The following is a 24,165-nucleotide window of genomic DNA, read 5'->3' on the forward strand; positions in this document are numbered from 1 at the left end:
ATCAGGTATTTATACGTATTGTATGGCTTGATAGGTGCCATTAGTTTTACCATTTCAAACTACGAATATGGCATCTAAGAAGCAAATCATCATCGTGAAAGACAAGCCAATCGAATTACTCAAGAATGGTACTATCGATTTTATATCATTAACCGATATAGCAAGGTATAAGAATCCGTCTGAGCCGAAGGACATCATTAAGAATTGGATGCGAACCAAGTCGACCATTGAGTTTCTAGGGATCTGGGAACTATTGCATAATCCCGATTTCAAAGGGGTCGAAATCGACCCCTTACTGAGAGAAGCGGGAAGCAATAGCTTCATCTTATCGCCATTAAAATGGATAACTATAGTAAATGCCAAAGGTATCATTGTAAAAGCAGGTAATACAGGTGGAACTTTTGCTCATAAAGACATCGCATTTGAATTCGCCTCATGGATCAGCGCAGAATTCAAGTTATACCTGATCAAGGAAGTCCAAAGATTAAAAGAACAGGAATCAACTACCCATCAGCTAGAATGGAATATCCATAGAACAGTAGCCAAAATCAACCATAAAATTCATACAGATGCTATTGTAGACGTATTAATACCTCCTACTCTCAGCAAACAGCAAATAGCAATGGTATATGCATCAGAAGCAGACGTCATTAATATGGCTGTATTTGGGAAAACAGCTAAACAATGGAAAGAAAATCATACCGGAAACATCAGAGACCAAGCTACCTTGGAGCAACTCATCATCCTTAGCAATCTGGAAAGTATCAACGCTCTCTTGATCAGAAATGGGTTAACGCAACAACAACGCTTAGTAGAATTGAATAAAACAGCTATCCAGCAAATGAAATCCTTACTGAATAACCCTTCGTTGAAACAATTGGAAAACAAAACTCAATAAAACTACTGCTAAAGCTCCTACTACATTCAACCAAAGGAAACCAAGGCCAATGATGTTATATCGATCCAATAAGAAGAATCCAATCACAATCAATTCACCAATAACCGCTGCTGCAAACACCGCATTTGCTTGTACTTTTTTCATGTAAAACGCCACTAAGAAGATACCTAAGATCACTCCGTAGAAAAGTGACCCCAAAACATTTACAGCTTCAATCAAACTTCCCATACCGGATGCAAACTGAGCGGTGATCACACAAAAGATTCCCCATGCTAGCGTATAATATTTCGATTGCTTATATTCTTTTGCACATTGATCAGGATCTGTATTGTTTGTTTGAATTCCTTGCAATCGTTGGTGAAAGTCAATCATGGTACAAGAAGCCAATGAGTTCAACGCTGCTGCTATAGACCCCCATGCTGCCAGAAAGATGATTGCAATCAATAATCCCACCAATCCTTTGGGTAAGAAATCAACTACAAACCTTAAAAAGATATAGTTGGTATCATTAGTATCCGCACCAGGCACTGCTTTGGTTAATATGGTTTTATATTGCTTCTGTAAACCCGCCAATTGTTTCGCACCTACTGCAATACTATCCTTATACTGCTCTTGTTTTTCAACCGTATACAACCGACTCCACTCTTGTTGTTTAGTCTGATAGGTATTGAATTGCGATTGAACGGACACAAGCTCTTCCTTATATGAAGTTTGCATCGCTTTTTCTTCCACTGCCTTATTAAAAAAGACCGGTGAAGGTGTAAACTGATAAAAAGTGAACAATAAGGCACCTAACAATAAGATCAAAAACTGCATGGGTACTTTCACCAATCCATTCATGAGTAATCCCAATCTACTTTCGGTATTATCCTTGGCGGTTAAATAGCGACCTACCTGTGATTGATCAGTACCGAAATAAGAAAGTGCTAAAAAGAAGCCACCAATGATACCACTGATTAAGTTGTATCGATCTTTCCAATCAAACCCATTCTCAGTAATGCCTGTTGTAATAACATTGAGCTTTCCTGAAGCGCCACTTACTTTCAAGGCATCATTAAACCCTACTCCATTCGGTAGATAATCAACGATCAAATACCCCGCAACAAACATTCCGGCAAAAATGATGATCAATTGCAATTGCTGTGTATACGCTACTGCTTTGGCTCCACCACTAACCGTATAAATGATCAGCATACCTCCCATGACAATATTTGTCCAAAAAATATCCCATCCCATCAAAGAAGATAAAATGATAGAAGGAGCATAAATACTGATACCCGTTGACAACCCTCTTGACAACAAGAATAAAAAAGAAGTAAAAGTTCTGGTCTTTAAATCAAATCTTTTCTCCAAAAACTCATAAGCAGTAAATAACCTGAGTTTATTGAATAACGGAACAAAAGTCACACATAGTATCACCATGGCAATAGGTAGACCAAAATAATACTGTACAAATCGCATACCGTCAGTGAATGCTTGTCCGGGTGCAGATAAAAAGGTAATCGCACTTGCTTGTGTCCCCATAATGCTGAGCAATACGAGGTACCAAGGCATACTTCTGTTACTTAGAAAATAGCCTTCAAGATCTTTACTGGTTCTGCTTTTATACAGTCCATAAGTAATGATCGCAACAAGTGTGATTACTAGTACTATCCAATCTACCTTACTCATGCATACGTTTTAGTAAGCCATAGAAAAAAAAGTATCAATCCCAATAATACCAATAGCACAAACCAATACCAGTTGCTCCAAGATTTGAATAAAGGAATTTTTTCTTTGGTATTCATATTTATCATTTGTTTCTGTTATGGATGAGACTACCGCTTAATAATCCTAATGCCAATCCTATTAGTAAGCCCACACGTACATTTTTAATCAAAAACCCAATAGCTATTCCAATTACGACCAAAGTCAATATGCCTATCTTTCTTCTTTGCTTCATTGTATTATTGCTTGGGTAAGGCTATTAAATTTGCCAAAATCTTAAATGCGCCAGGATTACCGGCAGGTAATTGCCTAAACATAACCAAACTTACATAAGCAAAATTTCCTTTACCATATTTAGTGGTGATCAGGCTTCCCGTACTTTCTTTTTCACCTTTATCATTCATACCTAAAGGTGCTTCATATTTTCCAATAAACTGATCGGCTTGATAAGTACTTCTTTCCTGTACCCAATCATTAAAATCTTCTTGAGAAATTTTATTAGGATAATTCAATACAGGATGTTGTGGCTGCACAAATTTCACAACAGCATCTTCTTCTGTTACCCTTGTGCTACTGATCTGAAAAGGATAGGGACCAATCTTGGGATTAGATACACCACCTTGATTTCTATTATATTGTACGATCAGATTACCACCATTTTGTACGTAACGCATCATCACATCATACTTTCCGCTAAGCCACTCATGTATATTGTAAGCTCTTACTCCTGTTATGATTGCATCGAGGTCTTTCAATCCTTCATCTGTTACAGATGCATCATCTAAGACCTTCACTTCATATCCCATTTGTTTCAGCGCTTCCGGCATTACATCTCCCGAACCTTGAATGAAACCAATCTTCTTACCCCTTACTTTAATTTCCGAATCAATCACTTTTACATAATCTCTGAAAGCATAATGTATGTTGGGGATATGATCGTATTTGATTGCTTTGAAATAATCAGAAAAATTCAAGACCTTACCTTCTGCAGTGGTAATACGCATCGTTGCTTCCAAATACTTTACAGGAGCTTTTGAATTATACACTTTAGATATAGGAATATCAATGATTTGCCTTTGCCCTTTTACAAAACTTCTTTTCTCTCCTGAGATAACTGATTTCACTGCTTCCTGACGAATAGTCAAATCAGTCATGATTCCTGTTTGTGAGAAATTAGATCGATAAATCACATGTAACATGGAATCAGAACGACTCTTCCCATACTCATCTTTCACATTCAACAATACTACGGATGGAGACATGTACAATTCGATATGTGGCACAATGATAAATGGCTGGTAGAGCTCTCCACGTTCTGCATCCACATATTTATATAGCACCGGCTTCTTCAGGTCAAAAGTATACCCATCTATTTCCACTGTGAATACAGCATGATACAAAGGATCATTCCATGCTTTACCCACATCAATCTGATCTGATACTTTAAACATCCCATCCCTTACTTTAGGTTGACGAAGCCAGTAAGGCTGTGTCATCTCAGCTCCATATGTTGGTATCAAAACTTTTGTAAAGACATAGTTTTTATTTTTTTCAGGATAGAGCATCATTAGGGTATCCTGATAATCGGCCATCTTTACAGATCTGATCTTCATAGGCAGATCAGACCTTTTATTGATAAAGTAACTCACACGTACACTGTCTCCTTTTAATGCAGTTTCCTGTTGTGTATATGCTTCTACAAACAATGCTGAAGCAAATTCAATGATTTCTTTTAGCTCTTTTAGCTTTTGCGATTTCCAAACCTGATCAGAAGTTTTTAGACTTTCAATCTTGCGATACAATTTCACAAGCACTGGAACAGATTTTTCCGGACTTTTGAAATCATATTGCTGTAATACTTGTTGAAGTAGTAATTGAATACTATCAATCTGAGCTTTATTATTGACAGGAACCGATATCGTTTTCCCTTGTGTTGTAACTGTTTGCAAAACAGTATCTACTTTCAATCTTTCCCAACCGGTATTGATTCCTTCCATGATATCTGTCTTAGCAGAATCTCCACCTGTTGTTACAAAGTATTCAAATACTTCACCTCTTCTTCTAGGTCTGCCTTCAGCCTGACTTTTATGCATGCTTCTTGCTTCTCCACCCAATTCCCCATAACTCTTTCCAATCAAGGGATTGTATGCGCCTACTTCCATTTTTAACTGATTATCACTCGTAGTATTTGTTCGGCCAAAATTGAAAGTGTTCCACAAAATTCTTTTGGCCTTCCATGGTTTGACTCCGTATCTAAACTGATCCGGAAATTTATTGGGATCTGCCGCTGCTTCAAAAGCTTCATTGGCAATAATGGCGGAAGCCGCATGGTGTCCATGACCGGCCCTTTCATCTCCTGGAAAACGAGCTACAACAATATCGGGCTGGAATTTTCTGATCATCCAAACCACATCTTCCAATACGCGTTCCCGGTCCCAAATACGCAATGCTTCTTCTGCACTTTTGCTAAACCCAAATTCATAGGCTGTCGAAAAATATTGTTCAGATCCATCGATCGCACGTGCAGCCATTAATTCATGGGTACGAATCATCCCCAATTCAATTCCTTGCTCGGGACCGATCAGATTTTGACCCCCATCACCTCTGGTCAGACTTAAATACGCGGTACGATACAATTTCTCTTTTGCCAGATAAGGAAGTAAGCCGTTGTTTTCATCATCAGGATGTGCTGCGATATACAGCACACTGCCAAGGACATTCAGCTTTTTCAACTGCTGGTAAATATCTGAAGAACTGGCTGTTGGAGGTACAATCTGGGCTTTAGTAAAATAAGTCAGCAAACAGAAGAATAAAAGAAAGGAGGTATTTTTTCTTTTCATACGACAATAATGGTGCTGGCGAAGATAATGGCTGATCCAAGATACGACTCACCGTTTACACAAAAATCGGTGAATGACTATAGCTTTAACAAAACAGCCCTCACTGTTTTATAATGGCTCCATGGTATAAAATGATTGGCTCCTGGAATGGTTAGTGTATCCATAAATGCCGCATTCTTCATGGCTTTAACTCCAAAATGAAGGTTTGCATAAGGCACCAGGATATCCTTATTACCATGAACAATGTAGACCCTGGCTTTTATTTGATCCATTTGAGGGGCTAAATCTTTAAGGTCTTTCTTCAAGTACCACAATTCATCATTGGAAGGACGCATAGCACCGGGAACCAGAAATTTAAGTGGATTATTCATCAACAGAGGACGCCATCGCTCCGGATTTTCTTGTTTGGGATCGATGGATCCTGCCAGTATCACCAAAGCATCAAAAAAATCGGGTCTGTCAATTGCCAGTTGTATAATCAAAGGCCCTCCTAATGAATGTCCTACTAAATAAACCGGCTTACCATTTTGTTCCTTTTCAAACAAGGGTTGAATGATCATAGACTGATCTTGTAAATTCATGGCATCTCCAAAATCACTATAACCAAAGCCGGGACGATCAACTGAAATCATCCGATATTTTTCGAGCAATATTGGATCACGCATAAAAGCCTCAAAAGCATCCCATGCTCCCGGTGAACCATGAACAAAAACAATGGTGGGCAATGTATCATTTCCTGTTTTGGCATAATGTAAGGTTCTGGTATTTACTTTCAACCTCCCGATCCGCAGCGCTACTCCTGCTTTTTTAAACTTCTCGATCGCCTGTTCATCACTGATTCTGAACTTCATACAGCTTTGAGCCATGATCGTCCATAAACAAAGAAGAATCAGCATAATAATACCGGTTCGTTTCATTCTTCGCTTGAATTTGCTGGATGAGATCATAAATAAATATAAAAAAGGCCGGATCAAATCCGGCCTTTTGAATGTTATTGTCCTGCTAAGAAAACAGCGTTCGTGAATAAAAGTTTACCATTCTCCCAGAAATTACGGAATAATGGATTATCAGATAGATATACTACAGATCCTCCACCCATATCCTGTACACCGAAAAGCATACCGTCTTTCAACTTGCTCTTCACTTTATAACCGGCAAAGCCAGTTACATAAGCATCTTTCTTTAACACCCCAACATTCCAACCACCTTTCATGAATTCATATAAGGTTGCATCTTGTTTGAGCGTATAGTAGAAATCAGGATAACCAAATCCTAAAGGATGCGTGTTATCTAGATCCATTTTATAGATAGCTCCTGGAATAGAATTAGGTAAATAACTTCTCTCTCTGTCTCCGTATTTTTTCACATCCAGATATTCGCCCTTCTCATCATCTTTATCAGTCTTCTGCTTCAGTCCCCATTCAGATGCCATCAAGGACACTGCATTTTCCAATGCCACGATCTTCCCACCTGAGCGAACAAAATCTTTTAACCTGTCTGATGTTGCTTTTTCTGAAAGCGCACGAATGAATCCATCCGGCACGATCAGCACATTAAAGTTTTTAAGATTGGCTCTCCCGATGTCATTAGCATTGATCAGTGTCAATGGATAATCCAGTTGCTTGTCAAAAAAGTGCCATACTTCTCCGGCTCCCAATGATGAAGTTCCTTCACCGGTCAGCAATGCAACTTTAGGAGCACTGCTGATCATTTTAACATCAGGTGAACCCATATCAGAACCTTGATCCATAAATCCGGTCTCTACTACATCCGCCTGTACATTATGTTTGATACATGCAGCATTTGTAATAGCCGCCCAATTCACAGACGCATTACTTGTCTTTAGAACGATGAGTGTTCCTCTTTCATAATTTTTTGTTCCATACTTAAATGGCTTTTCTGCAAAACGAACTTTTACATTTTGTTTTAAAAGTTCGGCCAATACTTTAGCACTATTAAAAGAGGTATATGGAATCAATAAACCATAAGATGCATTTACAGGTGTTACGGTTGTTGGTTTCCAGTCATTGGATACATCCAATCTTTCTTTGATGGCGTATCCTTTCACTCCATAGGCATAAGGAACAGACCAAGTAGTGATATCATATGTATTTGAATCAGTTACAACTGTTCTTGGCTCGAGTAATACTTTAGCTAAAACGGCTTTGGGTTGTGCTGCACTTACTGCAATGTGTAACCCTTCATCAGCAAACGCTTCTTGCTTTCCTGTGAAATAATTGAAGCCGCTGAAATTCTTATTACTAACGGTTCCCCACTCAATACCATTCTGATCTAATAATTTGATCACAGCATTCAATTTATTCTGATCTTTTGAAGTCAGTACATAAGTTTTGTACTCTCCGATCTTACCGGTTCTGCTATCATCAAAATACTTTTTGAATTCATTCATCAGCTTTTGCTGATGCTTGCTGGCGGTTTCTACGGTAGACAATCCGGTAGTGAAATGATGCGTAGCACGATCTACCAATGTAAGGGTATCTCCATCTTCATTCACAACAGCCAATCCTCCCCTGCTATGTCCGCCCTGCTCATAGGTCATACCAATGGCTCCGTTATAAACAGGATAGGTATCACCATAAGAAGGATATAACAAGTCAAATCTTTCTTTCGTAAAGAATAGCCATCCATTTTTATCAAAATAAGAAGCGTTATTCCTGCCGATCAGTACTTGAAAATCTCTCTGCCATGGTGTAATCACTTCATGAAAAGGCTCTGCTGCGGGAGCAAAATAATAGGGCTCATTGTATCCCTGTTCATGAAAGTCAACATGTACTTGAGGTAACCATGCATTGTATTTTTTCAATCTTTGCTGTGTTTCTACCTGTGTTTGCCATGCCCAGTCTCTATTCAGGTCAAAATTATAGTGATTACTTCTGCCACCCGGCCATGGCTCAGCATGTTCACGTGAAGAGGGTTCTGCATTCATTTCTTTTCCCACTACAGAATTGAACCAATTCACATAACGATCTCTTCCATCAGGGTTGATACATGGATCTATTACCACTACGGTATTCTTCAACCATTCTTTGGTGGTACTATTTGACGGATCTAACAATGCATGGATCATTAATAAGGCTGCTTCAGAAGAAGAAGGCTCATTACCGTGTACATTATAACTTAACCAAACAATAGCCGGTGCATTTTCTACAATAGGAGCAGCCCTATCTTTTGTAGTACCTGCGATGCGAAGGTTATTCAAGCGAATAGCTTCCAATCGCTGCATATTTTCAGGGGAACTCACAAAAGCAAGCATCAATTCTCTACCCTCATTGGTTTGACCATAAGATTCGATCTTTACCATGTCGGGGCGGGCTTTCGCCACTGTGTTGAAATATTCAACGATCTTATGGTGCCGCGTATAACGGGTACCAACTTTGTAACCCAGATAAGTTTCAGGACTGGGTACATTTTGAGCTGTGACTGATATAGACAATACCAGAACCACCAGAATGGATAATAATGATTTCATATTCAATATAAATGAGTGGTGAATGTAGCGAAGAAATAGAGGTCGCGGAAAAGATTGGTTCATTTTTTTATACAGATCATATTATGGGAAGGTCAGTTTTGTACAAAAACGCCTAATTTTCACTTATGAAAACAATCCTTCTATCATTTGCATTTTTTTTACTTTTATCAGGCATACAGGCACAAAAAGTGGTGTCGGTAGTTGGACCCGGAAAAGCCATCAACCCTTACAAATATTCCATTGTTAAAAAGGCAACTTATGCAAAAGCAGCCGTATCCAGTGCTCATCCACTGGCCAGTCAGGTTGGGGCTGTAATCATGAAACAAGGTGGTAATGCGTTTGATGCTGCTATCGCCACACAATTGGCTTTGGCTGTGGTATATCCGGGTGCAGGTAATTTAGGGGGTGGCGGATTTTTACTTGCCAGAAGAAGTAATGGAGAACTACTTGGATTAGATTACCGTGAAGCAGCTCCTGCAGCCGCATCAAGAGATATGTATCTGGATCAACAGGGTAATGCGAATATCTCATTGTCGCAAAATGGACACCTTGCTTCCGGTATTCCCGGAACGGTAGCCGGCTTATTTGCAACCATGCCTTATGCCAAACTTCCTTTTGCGAAATTGGTGCAACCCGCTATTGATCTGGCTGAGTATGGATTTGTTTTGACGGAAAGAGAAGCATCATCTCTGAATAGTACACGTGAATCTTTTCTAAAATACAGTACCAGACCTACGGCATTTACAAAAGAAGGCAGATGGAAAGCCGGGGATACCCTTGTACAAAAAGAATTGGCTGCAACGCTGAAGAGAATGCAAAAAGACGGAGCTGCAGGATTTTATGAAGGAGAAACCGCCAAACTAATTGTAGAAGAAATGCAACGTGGTAAAGGCATCATTACGTTGGAAGATCTTAAAAGTTATACAGCTAAACTTAGAGAACCTATCCGATTCAATTATCGGGATCATGAGGTCATCAGTTTTGCCCCTCCTAGTAGTGGTGGTATTCTGATTGCGCAAATGATGAAAATGATCGAAAAATTCCCCATGAACAGTTATGGATTTCAAACAACAGCCAGTGTTCAATTAATGATTGAAGCAGAGAGAAGAGCCTATGCAGATAGAGCAGAACATATGGGCGATCCTGATTTCTGGAAAGTACCGGTAGACACTTTGATGAGTGAAGCCTATTTGACTGACAGAATGAAAGATTATGATCCCAATAAAGCAGGGGTGAGCACTCAAATCAAAGCAGGTGTTGTTTCTGAAAGTGAAGAAACCACCCATCTCAGTGTGATTGATGCAGCAGGAAATTTGGTGGCTGTTACCACTACCCTGAATGGCGGATATGGTAGTAGAACAGTTGTAGGAGGTGCAGGTTTTTTATTGAACAATGAAATGGATGATTTCAGCGTAAAGCCCGGTGTTCCTAATATGTACGGCGCGTTGGGTGGTGAAGCCAATGCCATTGTGCCGGGTAAACGAATGCTCAGCTCCATGACTCCAACCCTGATGCTGAAAAACAAAAAACCTTATCTCACCATTGGCACTCCCGGTGGAACTACGATTCCTACCTCAGTATTTCAGGCTTTGGTGAACCTGATAGATTTCAAAATGGATCTGGATGACGCCATCAACAAGCCCAAATTCCACCATCAATGGTTTCCGGATGAAGTGGTGATTGAAAGGGACTTCCTCGTAGATACCAAAAAGAAACTGGAAGCCATGGGTTATAGAGTCAAAGAACGAAGTGCTATTGGTCGAACAGAAGGTATCCGAATACTCCCCAACGGTCAAAGAGAATCCGTTGCTGACAAAAGAGGGGATGATTCCGTAGCCGGATTTTAAAAATAATTGTATGCAAACATTGGAAGAAGGATTCCTAAAGGATAGTATTAAAAGATTCAGGTATTACAAAGAGTTGGGTGATAAAACATTTGAGCAACTCAAAGACGATGATTTTTTTTACCAACCGTATACAGAGAGTAACAGTATCGCTATCATCATTCAACATATGTATGGAAATATGCTGAGCAGATGGACAAATTTCCTGACAGAAGATGGAGAAAAAGATTGGCGTAAAAGAGATGCCGAGTTTGAAGTCATTACGATGACAAGAGAAGACTTACTATCCTTTTGGAACGAAGGTTGGAATTGTCTGCTTAATACACTTGAAAGTTTACAACCGGGTGACCTGATGAAAACCATCACCATCAGAACAGAACCATTGTTGGTATATGATGCTATTTTAAGACAATTGGCACATTATCCTTATCATGTGGGACAAATTGTATACCTCGGGAGAATGATTCGGGAGAATGAATGGCATTCTTTGAGTATTCCTAAAGGAGAAAGCAAAACCTATCTCGAAAGTGTAAAACAGGCACAACAACACAAACAATAGCACCCGCAACAATATGCAACCAATCGTTGATATCCTTCGTACGGATATTTTATCAGACAACTGGTATATACTGAAACGAATCGAATATGAAATAACTGATCATCTCGGTAATAAAAAAAGGCAACTAAGAGAAGCTTACGATAGAGGTAACGGAGCAACCATTTTATTGTACAATCAAGATCAAGGAACTGTTATTTTGACCCGTCAATTCCGCTTACCTACATTTATCAATGGCAATCCGGATGGTATGTTGATTGAAGCTTGTGCCGGTTTATTGGATAAGGATGACCCTGAAAATTGCATCAGAAGGGAAACAGAGGAAGAAACCGGATACCTGATTAAAGATGTTAAAAAGGTTTTTGAGGCTTATATGTCGCCGGGATCTGTTACAGAAATCCTATATTTTTTTGTAGCAGCTTATACCAAAGACATGAAAATCACAGCAGGTGGAGGTATCGAGGAAGAACAGGAAAATATTGAAGTGCTGGAATTACCATTCCAAAAAGCCCTGGAAATGATTGAATCCGGAGCGATAAAAGACGGCAAAACGATTATGCTTTTACAATACGCACAGATACATCGATTATTATAATCTATTTTCACTTTATTTTAGATGACCAAATGCCTTTTGGTATTGAATTTGCACAGAGGAAGCTATTACCTAAATTTGTATTAAACTGACCTTTCTGAAGCGATTCCTGAAAATATTAAGATATACCCTACTCGTCCTCATCACGCTTATCCTCGTCATCTTTATAGCTATTCAAACAGAGTATGTACAGAATAAACTGGTTAGGATGGCTACTAGTCGGATCTCTAAGTCATTAGGCACCGAAGTCAGTATTAAACATGTTAGTATCGGAATTCTGAACAGACTGAATTTGGAAGGTTTGATGATCAGAGACCGCTCAAAAGATACACTTATCTATGCCGGCGCGGTCAAAGTTCGCATTACAGATTGGTTCATTCTTAAAGAAAAAGCGGTATTGCGATATGCCGGACTGATGGATGCTGTTATAAAGATCAATCGGAAAGACAGCGTTTGGAATTATCAATATATTGTTGATCATTTCGCCTCTCCTTCTCCTAGCAAAAAAAAGAAAGGGGGATTGGAGCTCGATTTAAAGAAAATCGATCTAAAAAATCTACGTTTAGTCAAAAACGATCAATGGGTAGGTGAAAAAATGACCGTTCAATTTGCCAGCCTGATCATAGATGCCAATCGTGTTGATTTAAATAATGGTATTTTTCTGATTGACGACATCAAACTACATCAGCCCTTTTTTGCCATCCAGGCCTTGCCGGCTTTACGTCCTGATTACTTAAGAAAAAAAACAAAAGCATCGATAGATACAGGCATGTATTTTAATGCGGGGAATATCCTTGTTCAAGCGAAACAACTTAAGATAACAGATGGTAAATTATTCATTGATGGAAATCCGAATAACCCATCTAATAATTTTGACGGATCGCATATACAGCTGAGTAAATTAAATGGCAGTTTCAATAATCTATCCTTCATTAAAGATACTATTCGAGCAGATATTGATCTTGCTGTAAAAGACAGAAGTGGTTTTGAATTACAAAGACTAAAGACCAAATTTCGTTTCACTCCACAGATCATGGAATTAGCGTCTTTAGACCTGCGGACAAGTAAAAGTAGAATTGGTAATTACTATGCAATGAAATACACTGATTTCAATAAAGACTTTGGTGAATACATTGATAAAGTAGTAATGGAAGCTCGATTTAGAGATGCTAAAATCAATAGTGATGATATTGCCTTTTTTGCACCTGAGCTCAAAAATCTGAAAAGAAATATTGAAATCAGTGGCAATTACTTGGGTACTGTTGCTGATTTTACCACTACGAATCTTTACTGCAGAATCGGCAACAATACCAATCTATCCGGAACCATCAGCATGAAAGGGTTACCGGATATCAATACAACGAAAATCTCTTTAACCAAAAGCGTAGTAACAACGAATTATAATGACCTACTCAGTTTCATTCCTGTTCTAAAAGATATCAAGGATCCCAACCTTGCTGAACTAGGTAATGTCATTTACAGAGGTAACTTCAATGGAACCATTCGAAATTTCGTAACCTCGGGTGTATTTAGTACTGCTTTGGGTGGACTCACCACTGATATTAGCTTGAAGCTTCCTGTTAAAGGTGAGCCCAGTTATAAAGGAAAAATTGAAACAACCAGATTCAATATTGGTAAGTTTTTAAATACAGAAGCACTTGGACTTGTGAACTTCAAAGGAGGTATTGAAGGAAGTAGCTTTAACATTGATCTACTAAAAACAACTGTTAATGGAACCATCGATTCATTACAGTTTAATGGATATACCTATACCAATATCATTACCAACGGAACATTCCAGAAAAAATCATTTGCCGGGGAGCTTGAAATTGACGACCCAAATTTAAATTTTACAAACTCTGTTATCATTGACCTTTCAAAAGAAGTACCTAGTTTCAATATTGTAGGTGACCTTGTACAGTCGAATTTGAAAGCATTAAATTTTGTCAAACAAAATATTGAGATTACCGGATTATTGGATGCGAACTTCACCGGCACCAACATTGATAACTTTAAGGGTGTTGCTAAATTTTTGAACGCATCTATAAAAGATGAGACGAATAAAATCAGTTTTGACTCACTGAATTTAAGCTCCATTCAAAACGACAGTATTAAGATACTGAGTGTTGGGAGTAATGAATTACAAGCTACGATCAGCGGACAATTCAGCATTCTTGAATTACCGGCTAGTATTCAGTCATTCCTTCATCATTATTATCCGGTTTACATTTCCGAGCCTAAAGTCATTCCGCAGAATCAAAGATTCGATATAAAGATCAATACCAATTATATAGAGCCTTATTTGCAAATTTTTACAAAAGGTATCACCGGATTCAATGATGCTTCCCTCACCGGAAGTATTGATACGCGAAATAGCGACTTGAAGATATCTGCTAATATTCCTTATGGCCGTTTTGATAAATATGGATTTAATGGTATCCAGTTAGAAGGCAGAGGAAATCTGGATACGATTTCGCTCAATGGGAATATCACTACAATTACCATTAATGATAGTCTTAATTTCCCGAATACCAATATTTCAGTAGTTGCCAAAAACGATCATTCGCTCGTATCTATTAAAACCAGCGCTGACAATACTTTAAATGAAGCAAGTTTAAATGCGGATGTAATCACATTAGAAGATGGTGCCAGAATTCAGTTCCTACCCTCTTCGTTTGTTCTGAATACAAAAAAATGGAACCTTGAAAAAGAAGGGGAACTCATCCTTCGCAAAAAATTTATCAAAGCCACTGATGTAAAATTTACTCAAGGCTTTCAGGAAATTGAAGTAGAGACAGAAGAAGAAGATGGAGGCAATACCAATAACCTCATCGTAAAACTAAAAAATGTTGTTCTAGGCGATTTGACAAGTCCGTTCATGAAAGACCCAAGACTGGAGGGTATTACCAGTGGAGAAATTACCATGCGAGATTTCTTTGGTCAGTTCAATGCAGATGCGCTTTTAAAAGCAGAACAGTTTCGATTTAACGATGATTCAATTGGCCTAGTGAATATTAAATCAGGTTATAATAGTAAGACGGGGCTTATCCCTTTTGAAATTCAATCAGCCAATAAAGGATTTGATTTCAGCGCAAAGGGTTCCTATAATTTAAAAGATTCCATTCAACAACCATTGTACACAGATATTGATCTTAGAGACACCCGTATCCATTTATTGAATCAATTTTTGACCGGACTCTTTTCTGATTTAAAAGGACAAGCAAAAGGTAAACTGTCTATCAGTGGTGACCCTAAAAGCCCTACCCTACTAGGAAAAGTAAAACTGTTAAATGCGGGATTAAAAGTTGACTATACACAAGTATATTATACGATTGATTCAGCCAATATCAGTTTTGAAGAAGATGGTATTAATTTTGGACAATTCACCATAAAAGATCAGTATAAAAATACCGGTAGTGTAAAAGGTAAATTATACGAAAGAGGATTTAAGGATATGGCTTTTGATTTTGATCTATCGACCAATAAGCTATTGTTGATAGACACAAAACTGGAAGACAACCAACAGTTTTATGGAAGAGCCATTGGGAGGGTGAGTACATTTAGTTTAAAAGGACCTGAATCCAATGCTAAAATGACATTGGTAGCAGAATCAACAGATAGCTCACATATTTATATCCCGAACTCAGTAACGAGAGAAAGTGGAAGTGCCGATTTCATTGTATTTAAGGAGTATGGTACAGAAATGTTGAATACCAAGAACAAATCAGGATTTAATCTAACTGTGGATCTTGATCTTACAGCTACCAATAAAACAGAGATTGATGTGATTCTGGATGATCTTACAGGTGACGTAATCAAAGCTACCGGAAATGGCCGTTTGAGAATTCGTGCCGGCACCACTGAGCCCTTATCCATCAGAGGTCGATACAATATTGAGAAAGGAAATTACGATTTCAATTTTCAGTCATTTATCCGGAAGCCATTTGAATTGATGCCAAATGCCGGAAACTATATTGAATGGACAGGAGACCCATTTAAAGCAGATATCCGTATTGATGCGCAGTATACTGCAGAAAGAATTGCCATGTATGATCTTGTTTCCAATTTACAAGTAGATGGTTCAACAAAAGGGTATCGTGGGGAAGTATATGTAATCGCTGAATTAAGAGATAAATTAACCGCTCCTAAAATACGCTTCAGATTAGACTTTCCACAGGGTAGTCCGGTTAAAAGTGATAATGTATTAGCGCAATACATTAACCGCTTAGAAAATGATGAAAATGAAATATTGAAACAAGTATCTTTCCTAATTGTATTCAACACATTTGCTCCGCCTAGTGTAGGCAATAGCGGTAGCAGCGCAGCCAATAATTCATTAACTACTATTGGCGCTAACACCTTATCACAAATATTGACCAAAGAGATCAATAAAATGTTCTCTAACTTTTTATACAAACTTACCGGTGATAAAAGTTTGCGATTTGATTTAGGAACATCTTGGTACAGTAATAATGAAATTACCAGTAATGTTGCTGGTGGTACATTGAATAATAATACAATTGATCGATCACGTGTAAACTTTAAACTGGGTAAGAGTTTCTTTCAGGATAAAATGATAGTCACATTTGGTGGCGATCTCGATTTTAATGTGAGTAACTCAGCTGCTATAAAAAATGGGAATTTTCAATGGCTTCCTGATTTGAATGTAGAGTTCATACTATCAAAAGATAGAAAACTCAGAGCCATTCTATTCAATAAAAATAGTCTTGATATTTCCAATACCGGTGCCGGGGGTATAGGAAGAAGAAATCGTTTTGGAGCCAGTATCTCTTACAGAAAAGACTTTGATAAATTATTCGCTACCAAGCCTGATGATATTGTGTTCAAACCTGCTGCAGACAGCACACAAAAAAGTCCGGCAAGCGGTCAATGATGGTTAATAACTGGAAGTACTGCAGTAGCATTGGGTTTGGCATTTCTTAAACGATACACATAGAAATAACGTACTACCTTCCCTCCTCTTTTTTGATCAATTACTACAGGTGCGTCAATACGATTAAAATAAGGCTCCATCAATTTCTGCACATCTGCCGGCAAGTTTGATGGTAAAATATAATAAGCATCAGACCCTTGTTGTAAAACCTGCCTGTCCTGATTCAGCCAAACAAATTTGTGTAGATCTTGCAAAGCACCAACACCCACCAAATTAATTCCTGTAGTTCGAGCAGTGTAAAATTCCAGATGTCCACCCGGAAACCATTTATGCACCACCAACGGATCTGTTATTTTCATGGTACCGGCAGCAATATCAGCTTTACGTAAAGCATCAAAAGCAAAACTAAAATCTTTCCAACCCGACATATCCAATGTTGGACAATACTCTCCGTAATTCTCTTTTTGTTGACTACCAAAATTGACAGGAGAAAAGCGTATCAGTAAGGTTCCGGTGATCAATACCGTCAAAACAAGCCCTAAAGATGCTTGCAATATGATGGGTACATTTCTATTGGTTCTTTTTTGCAGGTACATGGCTGCTACAAAATACAAGGGTATATAAGCAGGCCCGGCCCAATGTGGTAAAGTTGGATTGAATAATGCTACTGTCCAAAAAATGAGTATCATAGGAATACTCATCCATCCCAACCAAAGTTTGATTCTTTTTCTCGCAAATCGAATTCGATTGGTGATGGCTGCAAAAAGTCCGACCAGTATGACTATAAACAAAAATGGATGTTGATACAATGCTTCCCCCGCTATTTCTTGTCCTAGCATATCCCATCTAAGCGAAGTATTGGAAACTCTTTCCGAATGAAAACGATAGGTGATAAAATCGTTTTGATAATTCCAATAAAAAATAGGGAAAATACAAATGAGCGTAACCAACACCCCCATATACAGTCTCCAATTGGTTAGCCATTGAATCCGGCTAAACAGTAAAAATGCTCCAAAGCCCGCCCATAAATACAATCCATGAACCTTACTCAATGCAGCTAACCCAATCATTAAGCCTAACAACAACCATACACTCAGATTTTCCTCATCACGTTTCAACAGCAAATGAGCCATGATATACAAAGAAGCAGTCCAGAAAAGCATTTGAGGAGAATCCGGAAGGATAAAGAGCCCTGCAATAAACCCGGTGTAAATAGACAAAGTATAGATCCAGGCTGCTAACCATCCTACTCGTTCACTATCCAATAATTTCCCCAGTTTAAAGATGATCCAAGTAGCAAAACCTGAACAAATAATTGCTCCTAAGCGGAGGGTTACCTCATTAACCCATGATAGATTGAATGTTGTTAATCGTATCAACCAACCAACCATTGGTGGATGATCAAAATGATTCCAATCGGACTGTATTGCGTAAGTCCAATAATACACTTCATCATTACCCAGTTCCAAGAAAGCTGCTGCTAACAGTTTAATGATGCTGCTAATAATGATCAGCCAAAAAACTTTTCTGCTATATTTTTGATACATGATGTCGCTGAAAATGCAAAGACCGTACCAGTCATTTACTCAATAGCCAACGAACGGCTAACTCATAGCCTTTCAACCCCAATCCAATGATACTGCCTGCTGCTTTGCCTGAAACATGAGACAATTTTCTGAATTCCTCACGTGCATGTACATTACTAATATGAACTTCCACTACCGGTGCTTTCACTGCTGCAATGGCATCACCAATGGCAACAGAAGTATGGGTGTATCCACCCGGATTTAAAATGATGCCATCATAATTAAATCCACAATTTTGGATGGCATTAATCAGTTCGCCTTCAATATTACTTTGAACATAATGAAACTCAACCGCAGGAAATTGGGTTTTGAGTGCTTCAAAAAATTCTTCAAAGCTTTGAGTTCCGTAAACAGATGTTTCCCTTTGACCCAAGAGGTTCAAATTCGGACCATTGATGATGGCGATCTTCATGTACCGAAGTTAATAAAAAATGGTCACAGATGTTTGTAGCATGCTGTGACCATTCCAAAAGTATAGAACTTGATGAATTAATTCATTCGTTCTTTAATCATGGAGATAAAATCATCAAACAAATAGCGACTATCATGTGGTCCGGGTGTACTTTCCGGATGATACTGCACACTGAAAGCGGGTTTATTCTTTAATCTGATACCTTCAATAGATTGATCATTCAGGTTAACATGTGTGATCTCTACTTCAGCGTGATTGCGTACCGCTTCAGGATCCACTCCAAAACCATGATTCTGTGTAGTAATCTCACACTGACCGGTAATGATATTTTTCACCGGATGATTCAATCCACGATGACCATGATGCATTTTAAAAGTAGGTATACCATTCGCCAATGCCAGTAACTGATGACCCAAGCAAATACCAAATACGGGTTTGTCTTCCTGAAGGAGTCCTTTAACGGTTTCTACTGCATAATCCATAGCAGCAGGATCACCGGGACCATTGGAAATAAAATATCCATTGGGATTGAATTCCTTCAATCTGCTTAATGGTGTTTTAGCAGGGTGTACACGCACATGTGCACCACGATCTACCAAACACTGGAGAATATGACGTTTGATACCAAAATCCAATACAGCAACTTTCAAGGGGGAATGGGCATCTCCCATTTCATATTCCTCTTTGGTACTTACGGTACTAGCCAATTCCAGTCCATCCATATCAGGAACATCTGCCAACATTTTTTTCAAGATTTCTACATCGAGAATATCAGAAGAGATGATACAATTCATGGCTCCTTTTGCACGAATATGTGTTACCAAGGCACGGGTATCTACATTATCGATAGCAACAATTTGATTGGCTTTGAGATAATCGTTCAAATTTCCATTGGCTTGAATACGACTATATTGCTCTTCAAGATTACGCGAGATCAATCCATGGATCTTCACACTCGCACTTTCTACGTCAGAATCTTTCACACCATAATTACCGATATGTACACTATTCATAATCACAATCTGGCTAGTATAACTGGGATCTGTGAATACTTCCTGATAGCCGGTCATACCCGTATTAAAACAGATCTCTCCCGTAGCAGTACCGATCTTTCCGAAAGCGTGTCCATAAAAAACATGGCCATCGGCCAGTACAAGAATTGCAGGTTGTTTGGTTTGGGGCATGGTTGATTGCTGTTTAACGATGCAAAAAAAAGGTTTGTTGGTTAAAAATGATAGAAGAAGTTTCTCACATTGGTTTTAGCTGCGTTCAAAAACCGATCAGACATAAAAAAAGCAAGACGGTAAGGTCTTGCTTTTTGATATGAAAACATCTTTCCAATTATTCAGCTGTTTTTTCAGTTGATTCTTCAGTAGCCGGTGTTTCTGCAACAGGAGCTTCAGCTTCGGCTTTCTTAGGAGCACGACTACGACGAGTTTTCTTAGCAGGTTCAGCAGCCTGAGCAGCACCCTTACCATAGATCTCATTGAAGTCAACCAGTTCGATCATCGCTTTTTCAGCGTTATCGCCCGGACGAATGCCCAACTTCAAAATACGTGTATAACCACCCGGACGACCAGCTACTTTCGGACCTACTACTGTAAACAATTCTTTTACAGCGCTTTTGTCTTGCAGATAGCTGAACACCACTCTATGCTGATGCATGATGGTTTCTTTGTTATCAGACTTTTTTGTTTTGGTGATCAACGGCTCAACGTAAGTTCTCAATGCTTTCGCTTTCGCCAAAGTGGTAACGATACGCTTGTGTGTGATCAATTGACTAGCAAGGTTTGCCAGCAATGCTTCCCTGTGTGCTTTCTTACGACCCAGGTTGTTGATTTTGTCTCCGTGACGCATGACTTGTTGTTTTTATACCCTACACCGTGTCAGGAATTGTAGAGTGTGATGAATAGCTTTGAGTTACAAGCTTCACGCCGCACGCGACAAGAAAATATCTATATGTTGCGTGTTGCGTGCAGCTTGAAGCTTGCAGCCTAATTGTCTAAATTATCCAAACCCAATTTATTCAAATCCATTCCGAAACTCAGTCCACGTTCAGTTAATACCTGCTCGATTTCAGAGAGGGATTTCTGACCGAAGTTTCTAAATTTCATCAGGTCTTCCTGCTCGTATTGAACCAGTTCGCTTAAGCTGTTGATCTTAGCGGCTTTCAAACAGTTGAAAGCACGTACAGAAAGATCTAGGTCTTCAAGCGGAGTTTTCAATACTTTACGCAGTTGTAGTACATGCTCATCTACCACATCTTCTTTCTTGTCTTCTTTGTTATCGAAAGTGATGTTTTCATCGGTGATGATCATCAGGTGCTGGATCAGGATTCTTGAAGCCTGTTTCACTGCATCTTCAGGATGAATAGTACCATCGGTAGCTACTTCAAGGATTAATTTCTCGTAATCGGTACGCTGTTCTACACGATAGTTCTCAATACCGTATTTAACGTTTTTGATTGGCGTGTGAATAGAGTCGATTGCAATATATCCGAAAGGAGCATCTTTCACTTTGTTCTCTTCAGCAGGGATATAACCACGACCACGAGAGATCGTTAATTCGATATCCATTTTAGCAGAAGAATCCATGGTGCAAATCACTAATTCAGGATTCATCACCTGGAAATGTTGAGAAACCTCACCCAACATACCGGCAGTAAATTCTGTACGGTTCTTGATAGAGAGGCTGATTCTTTCATTGGCTACATCATGCTCAACATGCTTTTTGAAACGTACCTGCTTCAGGTTCAGGATGATTTCGGTAACATCTTCTGTTACACCCTTCATAGTAGCAAATTCGTGGTCTACACCTTCGATTTTGATACCTACGATCGCATATCCTTCCAAAGAACTTAATAATACACGGCGAAGTGCATTACCAATGGTCAGACCGTAGCCTGGCTCTAATGGACGGAATTCAAATTGACCTTCAAAATCAGTTGCTTTTTGTAAAACGATTTTGTCTGGTTTCTGGAAGCTTAATATGGCCATATTAAAACTTGATTTTTTTACTGCGTTAGTGAAAAGTCAAAAGTGAAAAGTGAAATTTTGACTTTTCACCTTTCACGTTTCACTGTTATTATTTAGAATACAATTCTACGATCAGTTGCTCCTTGATATTCTCAGGAACATTCTCACGCTCTGGGTAAGTAATGAAAGTACCCTTCTTCTCTGCTTCGTTCCAATCTAACCAGCTGAACTTAGGGTTCTTACCGCGGGTTTTGCTAACGATCGATGAATTATCAGCGCTCTTTGGTTTGTAAGCAATGATATCACCCGGCTTACACTGGTATGATGGAACGTTCATAGTTTCACCATTTACAGTGATGTGTTTATGGTTTACCAACTGACGTGCTTCAGGACGGCTGGCAGTTAAACCCAAACGGAAAACGGTATTATCCAAACGCGCTTCCAGGAGTTTAATCAGGTTTTCACCGGTAACACCTTTAATACGAGATGCTTCTTCGAATGTTTTACGGAACTGACGCTCTAATACACCATAAGTATATTTAGCTTTTTGTTTTTCTCTCAACTGAAGAGCATATTCACCTAAGCTTTTACGCTTACGTGCTGCACCATGTTGACCCGGAGGGTTGCTGTTTTTGCCTAACCACTTCGCATTACCGAGGATCGGCTCACCGAAGATTCTTGAAATTTTGGTCTTAGGACCAGTGTAACGTGCCATTGTGTTTTATTTTTTCGATTTTTTAATGACGATCCGGTATCCTAAAAATCTAAAATCAATACCGAACCCTATGTAAGTTTGATTTGATGATCTTTGATTTTTTGATTGATATGAAAACAAATCAAAAAATCAAAGATCAAAAATTCAAAGATTAAACTCTTCTCTGCTTAGGAGGTCTGCAACCATTGTGTGGTAGAGGGGTTACGTCTTTGATAGAAGTAACTTCGATACCTGATTGTGAAATAGAGCGGATTGCACCTTCACGACCGGCACCCGGACCTTTTACAAATACATCAACTCTTTTCAATCCCGCTTCCAATGCTACTTTAGCAGCATCAGCAGCAGCCATCTGAGCTGCATATGGAGTATTCTTTTTAGAGCCTTTGAAGCCCATTTTACCGGCGCTGCTCCAACTGATCACCTGTCCGGTTTTGTTGGTAAAGCTGATAATGATGTTGTTGAATGTAGCTGAGATACGAACTTCACCAGCAGCATCAACTTTTACAACTCTTTTCTTGGCAGCAGCTTTTGCACTGTTCTGCGCTTTTTGTGGTTTTGCCATGTTCTTTTTTTGAGGTAGTCGTCCCGATTGATCGGGATTGTTATTTAATGAAAATTCCGCCTAAGGCGGAAACCGGTACACTCTCCTTTCCACCTGAGGCGGATTATCCAAGCTGTAACGGATTTGTATAATAAAGTCTGCCGAAAGGAAATCCATCCGGCAGACTCATTCATTATTTCTTAGGTGCCTTCTTCTTACCGGCAACTGTCTTACGCTTACCCTTTCTAGTACGGCTGTTTGTTTTAGTACGCTGACCACGAACAGGCAATCCTTTACGGTGACGCAATCCACGGTAACAAGCGATATCCAATAAACGCTTGATGTTCATAGACACTTCACTACGCAATGCACCTTCAACCTTGAACTCATTGTTAATGATGTTACGGATAGCAGTTTGCTCATCATCATTCCATTCATTCACTTTCTTATCGAAATCAATGTTTGCTTTTGATAAGATATACTGAGCGGTTGAACGACCAATACCGAATATATAGGTCAGACCAATTTCGCCTCTTTTGTTCTTTGGTAAGTCAATACCGGCAATACGAGCCATATTCTGATTTTAATTTTAAACTTAATTACGATCTGCCAACTATAAACAGTTAACAGACATGAATTATCCCTGACGCTGCTTATAGCGGGGATTTTTCTTGTTGATCACGTACAATTTGCCCTTCCTCTTCACGATCTTGCAATCTGCACTACGCTTTTTGATCGAAGCTCTGACTTTCATTGCTTTATTATTTATCGCTTTACTGCTTCCGGCTTCCAGCTCATGCCGTCAGCGTTCCGCAAATGATTTACTTATACCTGAAAATAATTCTTCCCCTACTCAAATCGTATGGACTCATCTCCACTCCTACTTTATCACCAGGCAGAATTCTGATATAATGCATCCTCATTTTGCCTGAGATGGTGGCCAGAATTTCATGACCATTTTCTAACTTAACACGGAACATAGCATTGCTCAGTGCTTCTAGAATTACTCCATCTTGTTTAATCAACGGTTGTTTCGACATACTATTTTTGGGGCTGCAAAGATATTAGATTGCAATGGAAATATGAAAATTTCGGGGAAAAAATTCCCATTTTTG

Annotated in this window: 20 protein-coding genes; 5 read left to right on the top strand and 15 right to left on the bottom strand. The window is 38.9% G+C overall.

Translation table 11 applies throughout. The features are described 5' to 3' along the window. Positions 1-67 precede the first annotated feature (67 nt). Positions 68-898 (top strand): KilA-N domain-containing protein, encoded by an 831-nt coding sequence (locus tag ACTIEV_RS01535; RefSeq protein WP_439515927.1) that lies wholly within the window; start codon positions 68-70, stop codon positions 896-898. On the opposite strand, the gene ACTIEV_RS01540 is transcribed toward ACTIEV_RS01535, so the two are convergent. The 5 genes from ACTIEV_RS01540 to ACTIEV_RS01560 form a co-directional block, all read right to left on the bottom strand. Beyond that, positions 851-2,569: a sodium:solute symporter gene (locus ACTIEV_RS01540; RefSeq protein ID WP_439515928.1), complete on the bottom strand. Its 1,719-nt coding sequence runs from the start codon at positions 2,567-2,569 to the stop codon at positions 851-853. The genes ACTIEV_RS01535 and ACTIEV_RS01540 overlap by 48 nt on opposite strands. Positions 2,570-2,690: 121 nt before the next feature. Then, positions 2,691-2,840 carry a hypothetical protein gene (locus ACTIEV_RS01545; protein ID WP_439515929.1) on the bottom strand — a complete coding sequence of 50 codons (150 nt, stop codon included), beginning with the start codon at positions 2,838-2,840 and terminating at the stop codon, positions 2,691-2,693. A 4-nt stretch (positions 2,841-2,844) separates the two neighbouring features. Continuing rightward, positions 2,845-5,445: a PIG-L family deacetylase gene (locus ACTIEV_RS01550; protein WP_439515930.1), complete on the bottom strand. Its 2,601-nt coding sequence runs from the start codon at positions 5,443-5,445 to the stop codon at positions 2,845-2,847. A 77-nt stretch (positions 5,446-5,522) separates the two neighbouring features. Continuing rightward, positions 5,523-6,362 carry an alpha/beta fold hydrolase gene (locus ACTIEV_RS01555; protein ID WP_322195826.1) on the bottom strand — a complete coding sequence of 280 codons (840 nt, stop codon included), beginning with the start codon at positions 6,360-6,362 and terminating at the stop codon, positions 5,523-5,525. 74 nt (positions 6,363-6,436) lie between these two features. Then, positions 6,437-8,935, bottom strand: a complete 2,499-nt coding sequence (locus tag ACTIEV_RS01560; protein ID WP_439515931.1) for a M14 family metallopeptidase — start codon at positions 8,933-8,935, stop codon at positions 6,437-6,439. Between the two features lie 125 nt (positions 8,936-9,060). On the opposite strand from ACTIEV_RS01560, the gene ggt reads away from it, so the two are divergent. The 4 genes from ggt to ACTIEV_RS01580 all read left to right on the top strand — a co-directional run bounded on the left by ggt (position 9,061) and on the right by ACTIEV_RS01580 (position 16,821). After that, positions 9,061-10,782: a gamma-glutamyltransferase gene (gene ggt, locus ACTIEV_RS01565; RefSeq protein WP_439515932.1), complete on the top strand. Its 1,722-nt coding sequence runs from the start codon at positions 9,061-9,063 to the stop codon at positions 10,780-10,782. Positions 10,783-10,792: 10 nt separating this feature from the next. Next, positions 10,793-11,338: a DUF1572 family protein gene (locus tag ACTIEV_RS01570; RefSeq protein ID WP_439515933.1), complete on the top strand. Its 546-nt coding sequence runs from the start codon at positions 10,793-10,795 to the stop codon at positions 11,336-11,338. 13 nt (positions 11,339-11,351) lie between these two features. After that, positions 11,352-11,930 carry a GDP-mannose pyrophosphatase NudK gene (gene nudK, locus ACTIEV_RS01575; protein ID WP_439515934.1) on the top strand — a complete coding sequence of 193 codons (579 nt, stop codon included), beginning with the start codon at positions 11,352-11,354 and terminating at the stop codon, positions 11,928-11,930. A gap of 205 nt (positions 11,931-12,135) precedes the next feature. Then, the gene (locus ACTIEV_RS01580) at positions 12,136-16,821 is read left to right on the top strand and encodes a translocation/assembly module TamB domain-containing protein (RefSeq protein WP_439515935.1); all 4,686 of its coding nucleotides are present in this window, start codon (positions 12,136-12,138) and stop codon (positions 16,819-16,821) included. Here the strand turns inward: ACTIEV_RS01580 and ACTIEV_RS01585 are convergent. The 10 genes from ACTIEV_RS01585 to infA form a co-directional block, all read right to left on the bottom strand. Further along, positions 16,815-18,368, bottom strand: coding sequence for an ArnT family glycosyltransferase (locus ACTIEV_RS01585; RefSeq protein WP_439515936.1), 1,554 nt, complete (start codon positions 18,366-18,368; stop codon positions 16,815-16,817). The two genes, ACTIEV_RS01580 and ACTIEV_RS01585, sit on opposite strands and share 7 nt — an antisense overlap. 31 nt (positions 18,369-18,399) lie before the next feature. Beyond that, positions 18,400-18,819 carry a type II 3-dehydroquinate dehydratase gene (gene aroQ / locus ACTIEV_RS01590; RefSeq protein WP_439515937.1) on the bottom strand — a complete coding sequence of 140 codons (420 nt, stop codon included), beginning with the start codon at positions 18,817-18,819 and terminating at the stop codon, positions 18,400-18,402. Between the two features lie 77 nt (positions 18,820-18,896). After that, a complete protein-coding gene (gene carA / locus ACTIEV_RS01595) occupies positions 18,897-20,003 on the bottom strand; it encodes a glutamine-hydrolyzing carbamoyl-phosphate synthase small subunit (RefSeq protein WP_178886678.1) in 1,107 nt (368 codons plus the stop codon). Positions 20,004-20,160: 157 nt separating this feature from the next. After that, positions 20,161-20,676, bottom strand: coding sequence for a 50S ribosomal protein L17 (rplQ, locus tag ACTIEV_RS01600; protein ID WP_250686006.1), 516 nt, complete (start codon positions 20,674-20,676; stop codon positions 20,161-20,163). Between the two features lie 137 nt (positions 20,677-20,813). Beyond that, positions 20,814-21,815, bottom strand: a complete 1,002-nt coding sequence (locus ACTIEV_RS01605) for a DNA-directed RNA polymerase subunit alpha (protein WP_178886680.1) — start codon at positions 21,813-21,815, stop codon at positions 20,814-20,816. Between the two features lie 88 nt (positions 21,816-21,903). Continuing rightward, on the bottom strand, positions 21,904-22,509 hold the full coding sequence (gene rpsD / locus ACTIEV_RS01610) for a 30S ribosomal protein S4 (RefSeq protein WP_322197307.1): 606 nt from the start codon (positions 22,507-22,509) through the stop codon (positions 21,904-21,906). Between the two features lie 151 nt (positions 22,510-22,660). Further along, on the bottom strand, positions 22,661-23,071 hold the full coding sequence (rpsK, locus tag ACTIEV_RS01615) for a 30S ribosomal protein S11 (RefSeq protein ID WP_178886682.1): 411 nt from the start codon (positions 23,069-23,071) through the stop codon (positions 22,661-22,663). A gap of 172 nt (positions 23,072-23,243) precedes the next feature. Continuing rightward, positions 23,244-23,624, bottom strand: a complete 381-nt coding sequence (gene rpsM, locus ACTIEV_RS01620) for a 30S ribosomal protein S13 (protein ID WP_178886683.1) — start codon at positions 23,622-23,624, stop codon at positions 23,244-23,246. Between the two features lie 63 nt (positions 23,625-23,687). Continuing rightward, the gene (gene ykgO, locus ACTIEV_RS01625) at positions 23,688-23,804 is read right to left on the bottom strand and encodes a type B 50S ribosomal protein L36 (protein WP_026774906.1); all 117 of its coding nucleotides are present in this window, start codon (positions 23,802-23,804) and stop codon (positions 23,688-23,690) included. A 67-nt stretch (positions 23,805-23,871) separates the two neighbouring features. Next, positions 23,872-24,090, bottom strand: coding sequence for a translation initiation factor IF-1 (infA, locus tag ACTIEV_RS01630; protein WP_026752042.1), 219 nt, complete (start codon positions 24,088-24,090; stop codon positions 23,872-23,874). Positions 24,091-24,165: the final 75 nt, after the last annotated feature.

The organism is Sediminibacterium sp., assembly GCF_051861365.1.
Lineage (GTDB): Bacteria > Bacteroidota > Bacteroidia > Chitinophagales > Chitinophagaceae > Sediminibacterium.

Excerpts from the sequence above, each read along its gene's own strand:
- rplQ (WP_250686006.1), bottom strand. The coding sequence starts at position 20,676 with ATGCGTCACGGAGACAAAATCAACAACCTGGGTCGTAAGAAAGCACAC.
- ACTIEV_RS01555 (WP_322195826.1), bottom strand. The coding sequence starts at position 6,362 with ATGAAACGAACCGGTATTATTATGCTGATTCTTCTTTGTTTATGGACG.
- ACTIEV_RS01605 (WP_178886680.1), bottom strand. The coding sequence starts at position 21,815 with ATGGCCATATTAAGCTTCCAGAAACCAGACAAAATCGTTTTACAAAAA.
- ggt (WP_439515932.1), top strand. The coding sequence starts at position 9,061 with ATGAAAACAATCCTTCTATCATTTGCATTTTTTTTACTTTTATCAGGC.
- ACTIEV_RS01585 (WP_439515936.1), bottom strand. The coding sequence starts at position 18,368 with ATGTATCAAAAATATAGCAGAAAAGTTTTTTGGCTGATCATTATTAGC.
- aroQ (WP_439515937.1), bottom strand. The coding sequence starts at position 18,819 with ATGAAGATCGCCATCATCAATGGTCCGAATTTGAACCTCTTGGGTCAA.
- ACTIEV_RS01535 (WP_439515927.1), top strand. The coding sequence starts at position 68 with ATGGCATCTAAGAAGCAAATCATCATCGTGAAAGACAAGCCAATCGAA.
- nudK (WP_439515934.1), top strand. The coding sequence starts at position 11,352 with ATGCAACCAATCGTTGATATCCTTCGTACGGATATTTTATCAGACAAC.
- rpsK (WP_178886682.1), bottom strand. The coding sequence starts at position 23,071 with ATGGCAAAACCACAAAAAGCGCAGAACAGTGCAAAAGCTGCTGCCAAG.
- rpsM (WP_178886683.1), bottom strand. The coding sequence starts at position 23,624 with ATGGCTCGTATTGCCGGTATTGACTTACCAAAGAACAAAAGAGGCGAA.
- ACTIEV_RS01580 (WP_439515935.1), top strand. The coding sequence starts at position 12,136 with ATGGCTACTAGTCGGATCTCTAAGTCATTAGGCACCGAAGTCAGTATT.
- infA (WP_026752042.1), bottom strand. The coding sequence starts at position 24,090 with ATGTCGAAACAACCGTTGATTAAACAAGATGGAGTAATTCTAGAAGCA.
- rpsD (WP_322197307.1), bottom strand. The coding sequence starts at position 22,509 with ATGGCACGTTACACTGGTCCTAAGACCAAAATTTCAAGAATCTTCGGT.
- ACTIEV_RS01550 (WP_439515930.1), bottom strand. The coding sequence starts at position 5,445 with ATGAAAAGAAAAAATACCTCCTTTCTTTTATTCTTCTGTTTGCTGACT.
- carA (WP_178886678.1), bottom strand. The coding sequence starts at position 20,003 with ATGCCCCAAACCAAACAACCTGCAATTCTTGTACTGGCCGATGGCCAT.
- ykgO (WP_026774906.1), bottom strand. The coding sequence starts at position 23,804 with ATGAAAGTCAGAGCTTCGATCAAAAAGCGTAGTGCAGATTGCAAGATC.
- ACTIEV_RS01570 (WP_439515933.1), top strand. The coding sequence starts at position 10,793 with ATGCAAACATTGGAAGAAGGATTCCTAAAGGATAGTATTAAAAGATTC.
- ACTIEV_RS01545 (WP_439515929.1), bottom strand. The coding sequence starts at position 2,840 with ATGAAGCAAAGAAGAAAGATAGGCATATTGACTTTGGTCGTAATTGGA.
- ACTIEV_RS01540 (WP_439515928.1), bottom strand. The coding sequence starts at position 2,569 with ATGAGTAAGGTAGATTGGATAGTACTAGTAATCACACTTGTTGCGATC.
- ACTIEV_RS01560 (WP_439515931.1), bottom strand. The coding sequence starts at position 8,935 with ATGAAATCATTATTATCCATTCTGGTGGTTCTGGTATTGTCTATATCA.